Raw genomic sequence first — 18,243 nt, forward strand, 5'->3', positions numbered from 1 at the left:
ATGGTACTGCAGGGGGGACCCTGTGGGAGAGTAGGACGCCGCCGAACAAATATTGAAGGAAACCCCGCATCTTCGGATGCGGGGTTTTCTGCGTTCAGGGCCCGGTACTACGGTGAGACCCATGAGCACCAGTGCCGAGGAGCGGTACATCGTTCGGTCCCTGCGAGCCGAGGAATGGCCGGCCACGCGGGAGTTGCGGCTTGCGGCGTTGCGGGACCCGGTCGCGCCGATCGCCTTTCTGGAGACCTACGAGGACGCGGTGGTCCGACCCGATGTGTTCTGGAGAGAGCGGGCGGCGCGGGCCGCGGAGGGCGAGGCCGGGGCACAGCAGGTCGTCGCTGAGGGCCCGGACGGGGAGTTGGTCGGGACACTGACCGTGCTCGTCGAGGAACCAGGGACGACCGACTGGGCGGGTTTCCCCGTGGAGCGGCGGCAGGGGCATGTCGTGGGGGTGTACATGCGGCCCCAGCACCGGGGGTGCGGGCTGACCGAGTTGCTCTTCGACGAGGCGCTGGAATGGTGCTGGGCGCGAGGGCTGGAGCGGGTGCGGCTCATCGTGCACGAGGAGAACGGTCGGGCGCAGGCCTTCTACCGGAAGGTGGGGTTCGAGGCCAGTGGCGTCACTGTGCCCTTGGTCGGCCAGGAGGGCGCCTGTGAGCGGGAGTTCGTGCTGGAGCGTGGCTGACGTCAGACCGGGAGCTCGTCGTGGGGCCAGCGGGTGCGGGCCTGTTCGCGGGAGCGGACCAGGGCGAGCGTGGGCAGGCCCAGGTCGGCTCCGGATGCCAGGAGCCAGGGGAGTTGGGGGATCGGGGCCACCGCCGCGACATCGTCGAGGACGAGGGTGAGTGGTGGGTCGAGCCGACCGGAGGATGACCGTTCGGCCATGCGCCGGCCGTGCTCGACCACGCTGGACACGAGCGCGGTGAGCAGGGGCATCGCGCCCGGGTTGGTCCGGGGGTCCTCGATGGATTCACCCAGCACATAGAGCGTGCCCCCTTCTGCGACGAAGGAATCCAGGGCGAGGGTGTCGGGTCGGTGGGGTGCGCACGACTCGCGGATATTGAGCGTGAACAGCGCCGAGAGTGCCCGTGAGGTCAACTCGTGTGCCATGTCGCGGCGTTCGGGGTGCGCGGTCAGGGCGGCCTCGAGTTCGCCGGCGGCGCCGGGGGCTGCCTTGGGGTGGGTGCGGAGGGTGCGTACCGCTTCCTGCATCTGGGTGCCCTGGGACCAGCGGTGCAGGTGGCGGATGGTGCGGTTGTCCAGCGCGGCGGCGTGGAGGTAGCTGCGGAGGAGGGTCCGCGCGGTGTCGCCGACCGCCTGGTCGAGGCGGGAGGTCGGGTTGACCGGGGTCAGGAGGGCTGTGGCTCTCGCGATCGCCGTGGCCTTGTCCTCGCAGTGGGTGATGGGGGACCAGTGGAGGCGGGCCGGGGTGTCGCAGGTGTGGGTGGGGTCGTAGAGGAGCGTGGGGCCCAGCTTGGCTCGGGCGTCCTTGGTCTCCTGCCAGAGGGAGGGGTTCGAGGTGACGACGAGGGTGGGGCCGTCCGCTTCGCGGATCGCCTCGGCCGCGGTGCTGCGGCGGTTCTCCTTCGTCGTCGCGTGGATCTTCTCCCACCCACCCGTCGTGCCGCCGCCGAAGAGCGGGGGGCGGGGTGCCTGCTCGGGCTCGCTCGCCGTGGGTGCCTCCGCCGGTTCGGCGGCCGGTGTCGGCACCGGGACCTCCGCGGCCCGGGGGGTGGGGACCTCGTGGGCGGGCGTGTGCTGAGCGGCTGCCCTGCGGGTCACCCTTCCCGCTCTCCAGCGGGCCACCGTCCCCATCACGAAGAGCGTCAGCACGAGCAGGACCATCAGCTGTCCGATGAACAGCCCCCAGAACAGGCCGTACCCCGAGAGCTGTGCTCCCGGGGTCTGCGGCCAGGCGCCGGTGATGTCGTGCGGCTGGGCGATGAGGTGACGCATGGCCAGCGGTGTGCCGGGGAACGTCACGCCCCGCGGCCACGACCCGTGGGCGAACAGGCCCGCCAGGCCGGTGGCCGTCCAGACCAGCAGGGTCATGCCGAGCAGGAACCCGAGTATGCCGATCAGCAGGCCGTCGGGGATACCGCCCTGGGCTTCCCGCCGGTGGTCGTCCGCTCTCACGCCGTCCCCTTACGCCACCGTCGACTCTGAGTCGCCGAGGTGTTGCTCCATGAACGCCGCCGCTCGTTCCTCCGCCTCCAGCTCGGCGGCGCGCAGGGCGTCGTCGGCGAGGTCGGCCGAGGACTCGGTCATCGCGCGGTCGGTGAAGACCAGCGGGCGTTCCGTCTCCGTGACCAGGTGTTTGACGACCTGGACATTGCCGTTGACGTCCCATACGGCGATGCCCGGTGTCAGTGTGGGGATGATTTCCACCGCCCACCTGGGCAAACCCAGCACCCGGCCGGTCGCGCGTGCCTCGTCGGCCTTCTGCGCGTAGATCGTCCTGGTCGACGCCATCTTCAGGATCGCCGCGGCCTCCTTCGCGGCGGCGCCGTCGACCACGTCGGACAGGTGGTGGACCACGGCCACGAACGACAGGCCGAGCCGGCGGCCGAACTTCAGCAGCCGCTGGAACAGCTGTGCCACGAACGGGCTGTTGATGATGTGCCAGGCCTCCTCGACCAGGAAGATGCGCTTCTTCCGGTCGGGGCGGATCCAGGTGTGCTCCAGCCACACGCCGACGATCGCCATCAGGATGGGCATGGCGATGGAGTTGCGGTCGATGTGGGAGAGGTCGAAGACGATGAGCGGGGCGTCGAGGTCGATGCCGACCGTGGTGGGGCCGTCGAACATGCCCCTGAGGTCACCGTCGACCAGGCGGTCCAGGACCAGCGCCACGTCCAGGCCCCATGCCCGTACGTCGTCTATGTCGACGTTCATCGACTCGGCCGACTCCGGCTCGGGGTGCCGTAGCTGCTCGACGATGTCGGTCAGGACGGGCTGGCGCTCGACGATCGTCTCGTTGACGTAGGCGTGCGCCACCTTGAGGGCGAAGCCGGAGCGCTCGTCCAGGCCGTGCCCCAGCGCGACCTCGATGATGGTGCGCAGCAGGGCGAGCTGGCCGGTGGTGGTGATGGCGGGGTCCAGCGGGTTCAGGCGGATGCCGTGGTCCAGGGCGGCCATCGGGTCCAGGCGGATGGGAGTTATTCCCAGCTCCTGGGCGATGAGGTTCCATTCGCCGACGCCGTCCTCGCCCTGGGCGTCGAGGACGACGACCTGGCGGTCGCGGAAGCGGAGCTGGCGCAGGACGTAGGTCTTCTCCAGGGCCGACTTGCCGTTGCCGGACTCGCCGAGGACCAGCCAGTGGGGCGCGGGGAGCTGCTGGCCGTACAGCTGGAAGGGATCGTAGATGTAGCCCTTCCCGGAGTAGACCTCGCGGCCGATGATGACGCCGGAGTCACCGAGGCCGGGGGCCGCGGTGGGCAGGTAGACCGCCTGGGCCTGTCCCGTGGAGGTGCGCACCGGCAGCCGCGTGGTCTCCACCTTCCCGAACAGGAAGGACGTGAAGGCTTCGGTGATGACGGAGAGCGGGTCCCGCATCAGGGCATCAACCCCTACCTTCGGATTCCGGTGGCGAACGGGAGCGTGTTCACGAAGGCCCGGTGGTGCTCGCGGTCGCACCACTCCAGCTTCAGATACGACTTTCCGGCCGACGCCCTTATCGTGCGCTTGTCGCGGGCCAGCGCCTCCGGGTTGCGGGAGGAGACGGTGATGTAGCCGACCAGGTTGACTCCGGCGGCGCCGCTCGCGAGGTCGTCGCCGCGCTGGTCGAGGCGGTTGTGGGCGGCGATGTCGCGGGGGTCGACGGTGCGGTTCATCTTGGCGGCGCGGGACGCCTCGGCCTCGTCGTTGGTCTTCTCCGTCAGCATGCGCTCGATGGCGACCTCGGTGGGTTCGAGGTCCATCGTGACGGAGACCGTCCGGATCACGTCGGGGGTGTGGACCAGCAGGGGGGCGAGGAAGTTGACGCCGACCGGGGTCATCGGCCACTCCTTCACCCAGGCCGTGGCGTGGCACCAGGGGGCGCGGGTGGAGGACTCGCGGGTCTTCGCCTGGAGGAAGGTGGGCTCCATGGCGTCGAGTTCGGCCGGCCAGGCGTTGCGCTTGGTCATCGCCTGGATGTGGTCGATCGGGTGGTCCGGGTCGTACATGGAGTGGATGAGCGAGGCGAGCCGTCCCTGGCCGAGGGGCTGTCGTACGCGGATGTCGGCTTCCTGGAGACGGGAGCAGATGTCCGTCAGCTCGCGGGCCATGACGACGGCGAGGCCGGCGTCGCGGTCGGCCTTGCCGCCGTGCGGGCGGGCCGCGCGGGCCATGGCGTGGGCCTCGGCGGCCAGTTCGCGGTTGTAGTGCATGCAGGCGACGAGATACGCGCGGTGCTGCTCGCTGCTGGTCGACACCATCGACTGGAGCTGGTCGTACGACTGCTGGAGCCATGTCAGGGAGCGGTCGTCGCCGCGTACGGCGACGTCCTTGGCGTGGGCGTCCGGGTCCGCGGGGAGGGTGCGGGCGAGCATCTGGAGGCGGGTGACGAATCCGTCGCCGTTGGCCACGTGCTTGAGGAGGGTGCCGAAGCGGTCGACGAGGGCTTCCTGGTCCTCGCTGTCGCGCAGTCCGACGCCGGGGCCCTCGATCTCGATGGCGGCGGTGACGGTCTTGCGGTCCGCGTGCAGCAGTACGGCGATCTCGTCGGGGCCGAACGGGGCGGCGAGCCAGGTGATGCGGCCGATGCCGGGCGGTGGGCCGATCTCGATCTCGCGCCCGTCGCGCCGGATGCCCGCCTCCATGACGCCGGAGCGGTAGGTGGCGTTCTGGCGCAGGGTGCGCTTGAAGCTGCGGTTGATCTCGAACCACTTGTAGAGCGTGCGGTGCTTGTAGGGCACGTAGACCGCGGCCAGCGCGAGCATCGGGAAGCCCATGAGGAGCACGATCCGCAGGGACAGCACCGGCACGAGGAGGCCGCACATCATGCCGAGGAACGCGCCCGTGATGATCAGCGCGATCTCGCCGGACTCTCTGTTCCGGCCGACGATCGCGTTCGGCCGGGCGCGGCCGATCAGATATGTACGGCGGGGCGTGACCGGATGGGACAGGTGGGACTCGGTCGTCAACGCCCTTCACCTCCTGAGCGGTTGCCGCTGCTGTTGCGGGTGTTGCCGGCGTGGGGTGAGTTGAGGGGGCTGGACGAGCGGGGCGCGGGTGCGGCGGAGGGGACAGATCCGCCGCCACCGTTCGAGGGGCGGGAGCTGTGGGCGGCGATGCCGCCGGCGGTCTGGTTCGCGGGGCGCGCGCCGCCTCCGCCGGACTGGCCTTGGCCGTTGTTGTCCGCGCGGGTGCTGTGGGTCTTGATGCCCTGGGCCACCAGGGTCGCGGGGGAGCTGATCACGGCGGCGGCCTTGCCCTCGGCGTTCTGCATGATGCGGTTGTTGCGGGAGCCCGCGATCTCGTCGCCGAAGCCGGGGACGAAGCGGTAGATCATCGCGGAGGCGAAGATGGCGAGCAGGATGATCGCGAGGCCGGAGACGACGGCGGAGAAGGCGTCGGGGCCGTCGTCGGCGCTGAGCGCGCCGGCCAGGCCGAGGACGATCACGATGACGGGCTTCACGAGGATGACCGCGATCATGATGCCGGCCCAGCGGCGGACGTGGCCCCAGAGGTTCTTGTCGACGAGGCCGGCGTAGACGACGGTGCCGAGGAGGGCGCCGACGTAGAGCAGGGCCGCCCGGATGACGAGTTCCAGCCAGAGGACGCCGGCGGCGAGGATGCTGACCAGGGAGACGACGATCAGCATGATCGGGCCGCCGCCGATGTTCTCGCCCTTCTCCAGGGCGCCGGAGAAGTTGCCGAAGAAGGCGTCGGTCTGGTCGCCGGTGGCTTTCGCGAGGACCTCGGAGACGCCGTCGGTGGCGGAGACGACGGTGTAGAGGATCAGGGGGGTGAAGGCGGAGGCCAGGACGGTGAGCCAGAGGAAGCCGATGGCTTCGCCGATGGCGGTGGACAGGGGGGCGCCTCTGACGGCTCGCTTGGCGACGGCCAGGAGCCACAGGAGGAGCGTGAGGATCGTGGACGCGGCGAAGACGACGGCGTACTGCTGGAGGAACTTCTCGTTGGTGAAGTCGACGTTGGCGGTGTCCTTGACGGCCGCGCTGAGCTTGTCGATGGTCCAGGCGGCGGCGTCGGCACAGCCCTTGGCGAGGGAGGAGAGGGGGTCGAGGGTGGAGGTGGGGTCGAGGGAGGGGGAGTTCGTACCGCCGCGGCTCGCGCCTTCGCCGCGTTCGCAGTAGTCCTTGGCGGGGCCGACGATGAGGTCGCAGTTGTCGTCGGACGGCGTGGGCGACGGCGTGGGGGCTGCGACGACCCGAGTGGCCAGCAGCAGCAGGGTGGTCTGTACGGCGGTGAGAGCGGCGGCGACCGTGACGGCGCGGCGCGGCTTACCGGGCATAAGTGAAGCCTCCGTACTCCTCGACTGCCTTGGCCATCTCGTCGGCGCTGGATGCCCTGGCGTCACCGGGAACGGGGGCGGGGCCGTCCTTCTGGGCGAAGCTGTCGACCTTCCAGTCGCCGTCCGCCCAGCGCATCTGGAGCGTGAGAGTGAACCAGTCACTGGTGACCGGGTTGGTCGTGGCCTCACCGGTTGTGCCGAACACACCACCGCACCAGACGTCGACGGCCGCGGCGGAGGCCGAGTAGTTCGTCACCTTGGTGCCGATCGGCATCGTGCGGGAGACGTAGGTGCTGCCCCTCTTGGCATTGCCGTTCGCGTCCAGGCCGATGTTGCTCAGGAACTCCTTGGAGTAGGCCTGCTTGAACTGGTCTTCCAGTGCGGCCTGTTTGTCGCTGACGAACACCTGCTGGACGATCTCGGCACGCCGGACCGGCTTGAGGATGTCGGCGGAGACCAGCACCACCGCGTAGTTCGCCGCCGCCGACTGGGCCCCCTGCTCGGTCTGGGCGAATCCTGCGGGGATTCCGTTCGACGTGGTGTTCACCGGGCGTTCGCCGGTCGGGGCTGTGGTCGAGGTCTCGGGGCCCGCCGTGCCGTCGTTCGGTGTCGCGGGGTCCTCGCCGCCCTGGTTGGCGAAGGCGATCGCGGCGATCAGGAGGACCACCACGCCGACCACCGTGACCAGGCTCCGTGAGGAGTTGCGGGGGCGCCGGGGGGCGCCGCCGTAGGGTTCGCCGTCCGGCAGTCTCGTACGGGTGTGGCCGGTGCCGCCGTAACCGCCGGAGGCCTCGTGTTCGTCCCCGGGACTCATGCCGCGTCCGCCCCCTCGATGCCGTAGGTGTACGACGGTAGCCGCGCTGGTTCCCGCGCGGGCGCGGTGTGGTGACTCGACATCAGGGACATCAGGGAAACGCAACCTCAGCCGGTGGGCACGACGGGCGGGTGGTGGTTAGTGGGGACCGGGCGCGCCCGGGGCGGACGTGGTGGGCGCTTACACCGCCATGCCGTACACGATGGTGAAGAGCGTGCCGAGGGAGCCGATGATGAACACTCCGGTGAGACCGGCGATGATGAGGCCCTTGCCCTGTTCCGCGCTGAAGGTGTCCCGGAGGGCCGTCGCGCCGATGCGCTGTTTGGCCGCCCCCCAGATGGCGATGCCGAGGCAGATGAGGATGGCCACGGCCATCACCACCTCGATCATCACCTTGGCCTCGTTGCCCAGGCTGCCGAAGGGACCCCAGTCCGGAGCGATCCCGCCGATGATGGTGTTGATGTCTCCCTCGTCGGCCGCAAAGAGCATGTAAGTCACCGCCCCTGTCGGGTAGTTCCGCAGTCCCCTGCGGTGCGCAGAGGTCAGGCCTCATTCTCGCCGACAACGGCGCCGTCGGATGTCGACTTGGCGTCATTGCTTGGCGGGTTTCGTACGAATACCTCGTATCGTCACTCTGTGTATCACGGCAGGTAACGCCGGGCAACGAGGTGGGTGCGGAACCTGTGGTGTGGTGCCGTCGTTGAGCCTCTTTACGACCGGAGCGGTCGTGTCGATGTTCCCCGGCTGAAGGCTATCGCCGCGCACCGTACGGGTGGTGACGCGGGGTCAGCGCGGGCGCAGTCCGTGCAGCAGGTGGTGGACGACCTCGCCGACGCTGTCCAGGGCGTCCTGGGGCGAGAGCGTGCAGTTGGCGGTGAACGCGGCGATGCCGTGCAGGGTGGCGCCCGCGAGGAGGGTGATGCGCTCGGGGTCGCCGTCGACGATCTCGCCGCGCCGCTGGGCGTCCGCGACCAGGCGCAGGAAGGGCGAGATGGAGCGCTCCACGGCGGCGGCGAGCTGCTCGGAGACGTCCGGGTCGTGCTTGCGGGCGTACATGAGTTCCAGCAGCTCGGCGTTGTCGATGGTGAACAGGAGGTAGGCGCGGGCGAGCGCGGTGAGCCGTTCCTCCATGGGGAGCGCGGGGTCGTCCGCGGCCTCCAGGGTCCGGATCATCCGCTCGAAGCCGGCGAGGGCGAGCGCGTCGAGCAGGGCCTGCTTGTCCTTGAAGTGGCGGCCGGGGGCGGCGTGGCTGACGCCGGTCTCGCGGGCGAGTTCCCGCAGGGACAGCGCCGCGGCGCCCTTCTCGCGCAGGGTGCGCTCCGCGCCGGTGAGCAGGGCGGCGCGGAGGTCTCCGTGGTGGTAGGGGCGGGTCTCCGGCATGCCCGCCATCCTATCTCGATGTTGTCGTTGACAGCATTGTTGTCGATGCCTACATTGAGGTCATGGCTACTACGAAGAACCAGAAGCCCGGCAAGTGGAACCTCGGCCGGATGCCCGGCCTCGCCGGCCGGACGGCCGTCGTCACCGGCGCCAACAGCGGTATCGGCCTCGCGGCCGCCGACGCGCTGGCGAACGCGGGTGCGCATGTCGTGTTCGCCGTGCGGGACACCCGGCGCGGGCAGGCGGCGGCCGCGACGGTGCGCGGGAGTACGGAGGTCAGGCGGCTCGACCTCGCGGACCTCGCCTCGGTACGGGAGTTCGCGCGGGAGTGGGGCGACCGTCCGCTGGATCTGCTGATCAACAACGCGGGCGTGATGATGCTGCCCGAGCTGCGGACCAAGGACGGCTTCGAGATGCAGTTCGGCACGAACCACCTCGGCCACTTCGCGCTGACGAACCTGCTGCTGCCGTACGTCACCGACCGTGTCGTGACCGTGTCCTCGGGCGCGCACCGGTGGAGTGGTGGCGCGCTCCACCTGGACGACGTGAACCTGACGTCGGGTTACACGCCGGTCCGCGCCTACGGCCGGTCCAAGCTGGCGAACCTGCTGTTCACGCTGGAACTCCAGCGGCGGCTCGCGCAGGCCGGCTCACCCGTCCGCGCCCTCGCCGCCCACCCCGGCTACGCGGCCACCAACCTCCAGAGCCACGCGGCCAACCCCGTCTCCCGCGTCGCCATGCTGATCGCCAACCGGATCGTCGCCCAGGACGAGCGGGCCGGCGCTCTGCCGACCCTGTACGCGGCGGTGACGGACCTGCCGGGCGCGAGTTACGTGGGGCCGGACGGCCTCGGGGAGATGCGCGGCGCCCCGACCCTGGTGAGCCGGTCGGCGGCGGCGAGCGATCCGGTGGCGGCCCGGGAGCTGTGGGCGGCGTCGGAGGAGCTCACGGGCGTGGGCTGTCCGCTCGGCGCCGGGACGGCAGCCTCCTGATCGACGGTCAGCAGCCGTCGTATGCCTGACGCCAGGACGTCGGGACGGACGCCGGCCGGGCTTCGGTGACGGCGTCCACGAGCTTCACGCCGTTTCACGGTCCCGCCTCTACACTGACGTGGGCGTACTCCCGGGCGGTGAGGGGCGGTTGACTGTGCGTAAGGCGTGGGTCGTGGCGATTGCCGCGACGGGGGCCGGAGTCGCGTTCGTGATGCTGCTCGTCGTCGGCGTGTACCTCGTGGCCGGGAACCTGGTCAACGGGATGGGCGGCGCCGGGCGGAAGCTCGCCAAGGGGTCGGTGCCCGCCGCCTATCAGACGCTCGTGCAGAAGTGGGGCAATCTGTGCCCCGCCATCAACCCGGCCCTGCTCGCCGCGCAGTTGTACCAGGAGAGCGGGTTCAACCCGGCGGCCCGGAGTCCGGCCCAGGCGCAGGGGATAGCGCAGTTCATCCCGGGGACCTGGGCCTCGCACGGCATCGACGGCGACGGCGACGGCGACCGTGACGTGTGGGACCCGAACGACGCGATCCCCTCGGCCGCGTCCTACGACTGCACGCTCGCCAAGTACGTCAAGGACGTGCCGGGCGACGCGACGAAGAACATGCTCGCCGCGTACAACGCGGGCGCCTACGCCGTGATCAAGTACGGGGGCGTGCCGCCGTACAAGGAGACGCAGAACTACGTCCGGGTCATCACCTCGCTCCAGGAGAGCTTCGCCGCGCCCGTCGGGCGGGTCGATCCGTCCGAGCAGGCCGCCGCCGCCATCCACTACGCGCAGAAGAAGCTCGGCACGCTGTATCTGTGGGGCGGCAACGGCACGCCCGAACAGGGCGGACGGTTCGACTGCTCGGGGCTGACCAAGGCGGCGTACGCGAGCGTGGGGATCACGCTGCCCCGGGTCGCCAACGACCAGTACAACGCCGGGCCGCACCCGGAGCGCGACGAACTGCTGCCCGGAGATCTGGTGTTCTTTTCGGACGACCTCACGAACTCCCGGGCCATCCGACATGTGGGGATTTATGTCGGTGGCGGATACATGATCAACGCGCCTCGACGGAACACGGTGATCCGGTTCGACCCGATTGACACCCCTGATTACTTCGGTGCGACCCGGGTGACCGAGGATGGCGCGAAAGCGCTCCCCTCGGCGGTCTGAAACGGCCCGAGACGGAATGTGAACCCCAGCCCTGAGCTGCGGCGATGTATCTCTCTTCGATAACGTATGCGTGATCATTCAGTGGAACCCGGAACGGACGGACGGAGGTCGTGCGTTCCTGTTGACGTAGCCCACCGGACGGATCCGGCACGCGGATCGACGCGGATCTACGGACCACGGGGTGGCATCGCGGCGCATGCACGGGTGCGCGCGACGGACGACGACGAAGGGGCCGCTGCATCATGGCTGGACTCGCGCAATCCGGGTCGAACCCTGACGTCGAGCTGCTCTACGAGATCAATGGCCTGGCCAAGGAAGCGCCCGGGTGGTTCGACCGGACCATGGGGTTCGTCGGTGAGTACGGACTGCTGCTCGCCATGGCGCTGCTCGTGGTGTGGTGCTGGTGGACCGTGCGGAGGCGTGCCGGCGTCTCCGGCGAGGACGCGGCGGGTTCCGTCGCGGCGCTGGTGTGGGCGCCGCTGGCCGCCGGCGTCGCGGTACTGGTGAACGTGCCGATACGCGGATTCGTGGAGCGGCCGAGGCCGTTCCTCACCCATGACGGGCTGGAGGTCCTGGTCTCCGGGAAGACCGACTTCTCGTTCGTGAGCGATCACGCGACCATCGCGATGGCGCTCGGGGTCGGCCTGTTCGTCGCCCATCGCACCTTCGGGCTCGTGGGGATCGGACTGGCCCTGCTCGAAGGTTTCTGCAGGGTGTACATGGGCGTGCACTATCCGACGGACGTCGTCGGCGGGTTCGCGCTGGGCACGGCCGTCGCGCTGCTGCTCTCCCCGGTGGCCATGGCCATGCTGACGCCTGTGATGACGGCCGTGGAGCGATCGCCCCGGGCGGGCGGTCTGGTGCGGCGGCGGTCCGAGGCGGAGGGGCGGGAAGCCCGGGTCCCGGAGGCTCGCAGGGGCGCCACGGAGGCCGAGGCGCGGGACCTCGCGGCGTAGGCCCGCGGCCTCGGAGCGGGCAGGGCGGCGCGGCTACAGCGCCTGGGGGTGCGTGAACGTCCTGTTCGGGTCGTAGATCCGCTTCAGCTTGGTCAGGCGCGGGGCCGCGGCGCCGTAGTACGCCTTGCGCCAGTCCTTGAGCGTCGGATCCGTGTAGTTCTGGTACGCCGCTCCGGACGCGTACGGGCGCATCGCGCCGTGCGCCGAGGCCAGCCAGGACTGGGCCGAGCCGCCGGACGTGCCCGCCCGCCAGGAGGCGATGTACTGGGCCAGCATCCGTGAGCGGCGGTGCACGAAGGCCGTCGCCGTCGGGGAGACGCGGTTGACCGCGCCGCCCAGGGCCGTGAACGCGATGCTGCCCGCGCCGCCGCGCACCGACGACACCTGGGCGAGCAGCGCGCCGATGCCGGCCGCCGAGAGCGAGCGGTCGAAGAAGTCGGAGCGGGCGGCGTAGGTCTCGCGTCCCAGGGCGCCCTGCGGGGAGCGGCCGGGGGTCGTGCCCGGAAGGTGGCACTGGGCGTCCGTGGCGAAGGAGGAGCAGCCGGCGTAGACCTCCATCGACTCCGCGTAGGAGCGGCGTTTGAGCGAGACATAGGAAGCGGGGGCGCCGATCCGGTCGGCGAGGCGGTCCACGGCGTTCTGGAGTTCGCCGTAGGTGCCCAGCGAGAAGGCGGCGACGGAGACCGTCGGGGTGCCGCCGGCCGCCTTCTCCAGGTGGAGGGAGGACCAGATCTCGTCGGGCTGGTCCGGACCCCACTCCTGCCAGGCCGCCACGACCGCGGCCGCCTTGCTCCACGGCCAGGTCAGATACGCGGAGACCGTCTGCGGGGCGGGGTGGGTGCGGAACTGGAGTTCGGTGACGACGCCGAAGTTGCCGTTGCCCGCGCCGCGCAGCGCCCAGAAGAGGTCCGCGTGGTGCGAGGCGTCGGCGGTGATCTGCTTGCCGTCCGCCGTGACCAGGGTCGCCGCGGTGAGGCTGTCGCAGGTCAGGCCGTACGCCCGGGAGACGACCCCGTGCCCGCCGCCGAGCACCAGGCCGGAGACGCCGACCGTCGGGCACGAGCCGGCCGGGATGGTGACGCCCTTGGCGGCGAGGGAGCGGTAGACGTCGATCAGTTTCGCGCCGGCGCCGACGACGGCGGTGCCGGCGCTCGCGCGGACGCGGTCGAGCCGGGAGACGTCGATGATCAGGCGGCCGTTGCCGGACGACCAGCCGGCGTAGGAGTGGCCGCCGTTGCGTATCGCCACGCGTATGCCGCGGGCTCGGGCGTAGGCGAGGGTCGTGCCTATGTCCTCCCGGTGGGCGACGTAGGCGACGCCGGCGGGCTTGAGAGCGTCGAAGCGGGTGTTGTAGAGCTGATGGGCGGTGGGCCAGGAGGCGTCACCGGGGCGCACCAGCGTTCCGTCGAGATCGCGGGCCAGCGCCGACCAGTCGGCGGCGGCCGCGGCCGCCGCCGGGGTCCGGTCGGGGGTGGCGCTCGCGAGGGGGCCGGTGCTCGACGGGGAAGGGCCGCCGGCCGTGCCGGGCGTGGCCGTCGTGGTTCCGGGTCCGCCACCGCATGCCGCCGTCGACGCGAACCCCGCGACCGCGGCGGCGCCGCCCGCGATGAACCTGCGCCGTTCCATAGTTGCCTCCCGCTCCCACTGCTTTACATGGGACGAGACGTTCCGCAGGGGTCGGGGGTTCCCGTGAGGCGTACATCGGCGGACGTGCCCCGCGGGACCGCCCGCGGACGATCACCGCTACCCACAGTCACGCCGGAACCCTGTCTGTTGTGCGACATAAGCCGGGCCTGGCAGCAATTTCGTCCAGGGCGCCGCATATGTTCCCATGTGATGAGGGTTCCGGGGGATTCTTCCTCATCTGCGCTGGTGGGGGCTTCGGTCGGGACCTGTGTGTGCCCTCCCCGTAAGCATTCCGTTACCTAACCACGCCGACCGCAGGGGTTCACCCTCCGTTCACTTACGGCCATAGGCGGCTTCACCTGATCTGCCTAATTTCGGCCTTACCGGAGACGGGGTGCGCGAACGCGTCCGCCTCCGTACAGACCTCGCACGCCGCCGATTCAGGACGGCGGCTCCTGGAAGGAACTCCCGAAAGTGAAGCTTCAGCGCATGAACCGGCGGGCCCTCACCCTCGGTGCTCTCGCCGTCTCCGGCGCCCTGGCCCTCACGGCGTGCGGCTCCGACGACACCGGTACCGGCACCGACGCCGGTGGCGACTCGTCCGCCAGCGCTCCCGCGGCCGGCGCGATCGACTGCGGTGACGCCAAGGGTCAGCTGCTGGCCGACGGCTCCTCCGCGCAGAAGAACGCCATCGACGCCTGGGTGAAGGCCTTCACGGCCTCCTGCAAGGACGTCCAGATCAACTACAAGGGCTCGGGCTCGGGCGCCGGCATCACGGCGTTCACCCAGGGCCAGGTCGCCTTCGCCGGCTCCGACTCCGCGCTGGACGAGGAAGAGATCGCGGCCTCCAAGGAGGTCTGCCAGGGTGGCCAGGGCATCGACCTTCCGATGGTCGGCGGCCCGATCGCCCTCTCCTACAACGTTCCGGGTGTCGACAGCCTGGTGCTCGACGCCGAGACGATCGCCAAGATCTTCGACAGCAAGATCACCAACTGGAACGACGCGGCGATCAAGAAGCTGAACCCCGAGGCCGACCTTCCCGACCTGAAGATCCAGGCCTTCCACCGCTCGGACGAGTCCGGCACCACGGACAACTTCACCAAGTACCTGATCGCCACCACCCCGGACAACTGGAAGTACGAGGGCGGTAAGGCCTGGCAGGCCAAGGGCGGCCAGTCGGCCTCCGGCTCCTCCGGTGTGGCCCAGCAGGTCTCCCAGGTCTCCGGCGCCATCAGCTACATGGAGCTGTCCTACGCCGAGGGCATGGACGTCGTCGCCATCGAGACCGGTGCCGCCGAGCCGGTCAAGGCCTCCACCGACGGTGCCACCGCGGCCATCGCGGACGCCGAGGTCGTCGGCCAGGGCAAGGACCTCGCCCTGAAGATCAACTACAAGACCAAGGCCGAGGGTGCCTACCCGATCACCCTGGTCACCTACGAGATCGTCTGCGACAAGGGCAACAAGGCCGACAGCCTGCCCGCGACCAAGGCGTTCCTGAACTACGTCGCGAGCGAGGACGGCCAGGGCCAGCTGGCCGACGCCGGCTACGCGCCGATCCCCGCCGACATCATCGCGAAGGTCCGCACCACCATCGAGGGCCTGAGCTGACCTGAGTGCGAGGCCCGGTCCCCCACACCACGGGGGGCCGGGCTCCGCACCGTCCGGTGCACCGCCGCCAGGAGCCGCACGACAAGTGGGGCTCCGCAGACCGGAGAACCTAGTGGACATAACGACGAAGCACACTGCCGCGCCTCCACCCATGCCGCAGCCGACGAGCGACGAGCGCAAGCGCGCCGCCCGCGGCGCCACCCGGCCCGGTGACCGAGTCTTCCTCGGTCTTTCCCGCGGGTCGGGCATCCTGCTGTTGGTGGTCATGGCCGCGATCGCGGTCTTCCTGACCTACCGCGCAGTCCTCGCCATCAGCAAGGACGAGGGCAACTTCCTCACCACCTTCGAGTGGAACACGGGCCTCCAGCCGCCGGTCTTCGGCATCGCCGTCCTGGCGTTCGGCACCGTGGTCTCCTCGATCGTCGCCATGGTCATCGCGGTTCCGATCGCCGTCGCCATCGCGCTCTTCCTGACCCACTACGCCCCGCGCCGGCTGAGCGGTCCGATCGCCTACGTGATCGACCTGCTCGCCGCCGTGCCGTCCGTCGTGTACGGCCTCTGGGGCGCCCTGATCCTCGTTCCGCACCTCGGCGGACTCTTCGCCTGGCTCGACGAGTACTTCGGCTGGACCGGCATCTTCGAGTGGAACGGCGGCACGCCGCGCTCGATGCTCACCGTCGGCATCCTGCTGTCGATCATGATCCTGCCGATCATCACCAACGTCAGCCGCGAGGTCTTCCGCCAGGTCCCGCAGATGCACGAAGAGGCGGCTCTGGCCCTCGGCGCCACGCGCTGGGAGGTCGTCCGCATGGCGGTGCTGCCGTTCGGCCGCTCCGGCGTGATCTCCGCGTCGATGCTCGGCCTCGGCCGCGCGCTCGGCGAGACGATCGCCGTCGCCACCGTGCTCTCGCCCTCGTTCGACATCCAGGCCAGCCTGCTGGACCCGGGTGGCGGCACCTTCGCCCAGAACATCGCCAGCAAGTTCGGTGAGGCGGACCTCTTCGGCCGGGACGCGCTGATCGCCTCCGGTCTGGTCCTGTTCGTCATCACCCTGCTGGTCAACGGCGCGGCCCGCGCGATCATCGCCCGCCGCAAGGAGTACTCGGGGGCCAACGCATGAGCCACGCCGTCCTCACCAAGCGCCGCAACACGCTGCGCGGTGCCAGCCTGCCCAAGTGGGCCCCCTACGCGATCGCCGTCGGTTCCGTCGCGCTCGCCGTGGGCATCGGTGTCGTCGCCGGACTGGACAGCCGAATCCAGTGGGGTCTGATCGCCGCCATCCTGTACGTCCTCGGCGTGTACACGATCTCCATGGCCGTCGAGGGCAAGCGGCAGGCCAAGGACCGTGTCGCCACCTCGCTGGTGTGGTCCGCCTTCTTCGTCGCCGTGGTGCCGCTCACCTCGCTGGTGTGGGCCACCGTGGAGCGCGGTGTGAAGGTGTTCGACGTCTACTTCCTGACGCACTCGATGGGTGTCGTCGGTGACCGGGAGCCGGGCGGCGGTATCTACCACGCCATCATCGGCAGCCTGGAGCAGGTCGGACTCGCGACGCTGATCGCCGCGCCGATCGGTGTGCTCACCGCGATCTACCTCGTCGAGTACGGGCGGGGCAAGCTGGCCCAGGCCGTCACGTTCTTCGTCGACGTCATGACGGGTATCCCGTCGATCGTCGCCGGTCTGTTCATCCTCAGCATCATGCTGATGTTCGACATGCAGCCGTTCGGCTTCGCCGGCTCGCTCGCGCTGGCGATCCTGATGGTGCCGGTCGTGGTGCGCTCGACGGAGGAGATGCTCAAGCTCGTGCCGAACGAGCTGCGTGAAGCGTCGCTCGCGCTGGGCGTGCCGAAGTGGCGGACGATCCTGAAGATCGTTCTGCCGACGGCGATCGGTGGTATCACCACCGGCATCATGCTGGCGGTCGCCCGTATCGCCGGTGAGACCGCGCCGGTGCTGCTGCTGGTGTTCGGTAACCCGTTCATCAACAACAACCCGTTTGAAGGGGCCCAGGCCTCGCTGCCGCTGTACATCTACCAGCAGTACTCTCAGAGCGCCGGTGCCGAACCCGCGTACGACCGTGCGTGGGCGGCGTCGCTGACGCTGATCGCCTTCGTGATGATCCTGAACCTGCTGGCCCGCGGCGTCGCCCGCTGGAAGGCCCCCAAGACCGGTCGCTGACGCGGCCACACAGCGACCGAATTCCGAAAGAAGCAGTGATTTCACATGGCCAAGCGCATTGATGTCAGCGGCCTCAGCGCCTACTACAGCTCCTTCCGAGCCATCGAGGACATCTCGATGACCGTCGAGCCCCGTTCGGTCACGGCCTTCATCGGGCCGTCCGGATGCGGCAAGTCCACGTTCCTGCGGACGCTCAACCGGATGCACGAGGTGACGCCGGGCGGACGCGTCGAGGGCAAGGTCATGCTCGACGACGAGAACCTGTACGGGCAGGGTGTCGACCCGGTGTCCGTGCGGCGTGAGGTCGGCATGGTGTTCCAGCGGCCGAACCCGTTCCCGACGATGTCGGTGTACGACAACGTGGCGGCGGGGCTGAAGCTGCTGGGGTCGTTCAAGAAGTCCCAGCTGGACGACATCGTGGAGAAGTCGCTCAAGGGCGCGAACCTCTGGAACGAGGTCAAGGACCGGCTGAACAAGCCCGGGTCGGGGCTGTCGGGTGGTCAGCAGCAGCGGCTGTGCATCGCGCGGGCGATCGCCGTCGAGCCGAACGTCCTGCTCATGGACGAGCCGTGCTCCGCGCTCGACCCGATCTCGACGCTGGCGATCGAGGACCTCATCGGTGAGCTGAAGGAGCGCTTCACGATCGTCATCGTGACGCACAACATGCAGCAGGCCGCGCGTGTGTCCGACCGGACGGCGTTCTTCAACCTGTCGGCCGTGGGGCAGCCGGGCAAGCTGATCGAGATCGACGACACCGAGCGGATCTTCTCGAACCCGTCGGTCCAGGCCACGGAGGACTACATCTCCGGGCGTTTCGGCTGATCAAGCCCCTCGCGGTGCTGCATGGCGGTGCCACCGCGAGGACGAAAAGGGCCCGCCCCTGGCTCCCGGGGGCGGGCCCTGTCTTTTTGTGCCTGGTGGGGGTGTTGCGCTGGGTGTTGCGGGTGCGGGTGCGTGCCGGGTGCTGCCTGCGGCGCCTGTGGTTGTCCGGTGGGGGTTGCTGTCGCGCCCAGGGTGCGGCTTGTCGTCGGGGTCGGGCCGGGGGGTGTCCGTCCTCGGAACGGCGCGGAATCGGTCTC

The 18,243-nt window shown here is 69.8% G+C and carries 16 protein-coding genes; 8 read left to right on the forward strand and 8 right to left on the reverse strand.

Going from position 1 to position 18,243, the window contains the following annotated elements:
• Positions 1 to 121: 121 nt before the first annotated feature.
• Positions 122 to 685, forward strand: a complete 564-nt coding sequence (locus ACWCPM_RS33430; RefSeq protein ID WP_450980026.1) for a GNAT family N-acetyltransferase — start codon at positions 122 to 124, stop codon at positions 683 to 685.
• 2 nt (positions 686 to 687) lie between these two features.
• On the opposite strand, the gene ACWCPM_RS33435 is transcribed toward ACWCPM_RS33430, so the two are convergent.
• From ACWCPM_RS33435 to ACWCPM_RS33465, 7 genes are all read right to left on the reverse strand, one after another.
• Positions 688 to 2,136, reverse strand: coding sequence for a type VI secretion protein (locus ACWCPM_RS33435; protein WP_450980027.1), 1,449 nt, complete (start codon positions 2,134 to 2,136; stop codon positions 688 to 690).
• A gap of 9 nt (positions 2,137 to 2,145) precedes the next feature.
• Positions 2,146 to 3,555 (reverse strand): ATP-binding protein, encoded by a 1,410-nt coding sequence (locus tag ACWCPM_RS33440; RefSeq protein WP_450980028.1) that lies wholly within the window; start codon positions 3,553 to 3,555, stop codon positions 2,146 to 2,148.
• Positions 3,556 to 3,569: 14 nt separating this feature from the next.
• Positions 3,570 to 5,126: an SCO6880 family protein gene (locus tag ACWCPM_RS33445; RefSeq protein ID WP_450980029.1), complete on the reverse strand. Its 1,557-nt coding sequence runs from the start codon at positions 5,124 to 5,126 to the stop codon at positions 3,570 to 3,572.
• Positions 5,123 to 6,457, reverse strand: a complete 1,335-nt coding sequence (locus tag ACWCPM_RS33450; protein ID WP_450980030.1) for a hypothetical protein — start codon at positions 6,455 to 6,457, stop codon at positions 5,123 to 5,125. The genes ACWCPM_RS33445 and ACWCPM_RS33450 overlap by 4 nt, the downstream gene beginning before the upstream one ends.
• Positions 6,447 to 7,271, reverse strand: coding sequence for a hypothetical protein (locus tag ACWCPM_RS33455; RefSeq protein WP_450980031.1), 825 nt, complete (start codon positions 7,269 to 7,271; stop codon positions 6,447 to 6,449). Before ACWCPM_RS33455 ends, ACWCPM_RS33450 begins: the two co-directional genes overlap by 11 nt.
• Before the next feature lie 180 nt (positions 7,272 to 7,451).
• Entirely contained in the window at positions 7,452 to 7,760 is a 309-nt protein-coding gene (locus ACWCPM_RS33460; protein WP_006136301.1) for a hypothetical protein, read from the reverse strand.
• Positions 7,761 to 8,057: 297 nt separating this feature from the next.
• Positions 8,058 to 8,660, reverse strand: a complete 603-nt coding sequence (locus tag ACWCPM_RS33465) for a TetR/AcrR family transcriptional regulator (RefSeq protein ID WP_450980032.1) — start codon at positions 8,658 to 8,660, stop codon at positions 8,058 to 8,060.
• 53 nt (positions 8,661 to 8,713) lie between these two features.
• Between ACWCPM_RS33465 and ACWCPM_RS33470 the strand changes: the two genes are divergently transcribed.
• From ACWCPM_RS33470 to ACWCPM_RS33480, 3 genes are all read left to right on the forward strand, one after another.
• Positions 8,714 to 9,643: an oxidoreductase gene (locus ACWCPM_RS33470; protein WP_450980033.1), complete on the forward strand. Its 930-nt coding sequence runs from the start codon at positions 8,714 to 8,716 to the stop codon at positions 9,641 to 9,643.
• A 148-nt stretch (positions 9,644 to 9,791) separates the two neighbouring features.
• The gene (locus ACWCPM_RS33475; RefSeq protein WP_450980034.1) at positions 9,792 to 10,799 is read left to right on the forward strand and encodes a C40 family peptidase; all 1,008 of its coding nucleotides are present in this window, start codon (positions 9,792 to 9,794) and stop codon (positions 10,797 to 10,799) included.
• Between the two features lie 242 nt (positions 10,800 to 11,041).
• Complete coding sequence (locus tag ACWCPM_RS33480) at positions 11,042 to 11,755, forward strand: phosphatase PAP2 family protein (RefSeq protein WP_450980035.1); 714 nt, start codon at positions 11,042 to 11,044, stop codon at positions 11,753 to 11,755.
• 33 nt (positions 11,756 to 11,788) lie between these two features.
• Here ACWCPM_RS33480 and ACWCPM_RS33485 read toward each other — a convergent pair whose 3' ends face one another.
• A complete protein-coding gene (locus ACWCPM_RS33485; protein WP_450980036.1) occupies positions 11,789 to 13,381 on the reverse strand; it encodes an FAD-binding oxidoreductase in 1,593 nt (530 codons plus the stop codon).
• Positions 13,382 to 13,855: 474 nt separating this feature from the next.
• Here ACWCPM_RS33485 and pstS point away from each other — a divergent pair, with 474 nt between their 5' ends.
• From pstS to pstB, 4 genes are all read left to right on the forward strand, one after another.
• Positions 13,856 to 14,989: a phosphate ABC transporter substrate-binding protein PstS gene (gene pstS / locus ACWCPM_RS33490; RefSeq protein WP_450980037.1), complete on the forward strand. Its 1,134-nt coding sequence runs from the start codon at positions 13,856 to 13,858 to the stop codon at positions 14,987 to 14,989.
• A 151-nt stretch (positions 14,990 to 15,140) separates the two neighbouring features.
• A complete protein-coding gene (gene pstC / locus ACWCPM_RS33495; protein WP_450980038.1) occupies positions 15,141 to 16,109 on the forward strand; it encodes a phosphate ABC transporter permease subunit PstC in 969 nt (322 codons plus the stop codon).
• Positions 16,106 to 17,164, forward strand: coding sequence for a phosphate ABC transporter permease PstA (gene pstA / locus ACWCPM_RS33500; protein WP_450980039.1), 1,059 nt, complete (start codon positions 16,106 to 16,108; stop codon positions 17,162 to 17,164). Before pstC ends, pstA begins: the two co-directional genes overlap by 4 nt.
• A gap of 45 nt (positions 17,165 to 17,209) precedes the next feature.
• Entirely contained in the window at positions 17,210 to 17,986 is a 777-nt protein-coding gene (pstB, locus tag ACWCPM_RS33505; RefSeq protein ID WP_450980040.1) for a phosphate ABC transporter ATP-binding protein PstB, read from the forward strand.
• Positions 17,987 to 18,243: the final 257 nt, after the last annotated feature.

It is taken from the genome of Streptomyces sp. NPDC002309, assembly GCF_053593375.1.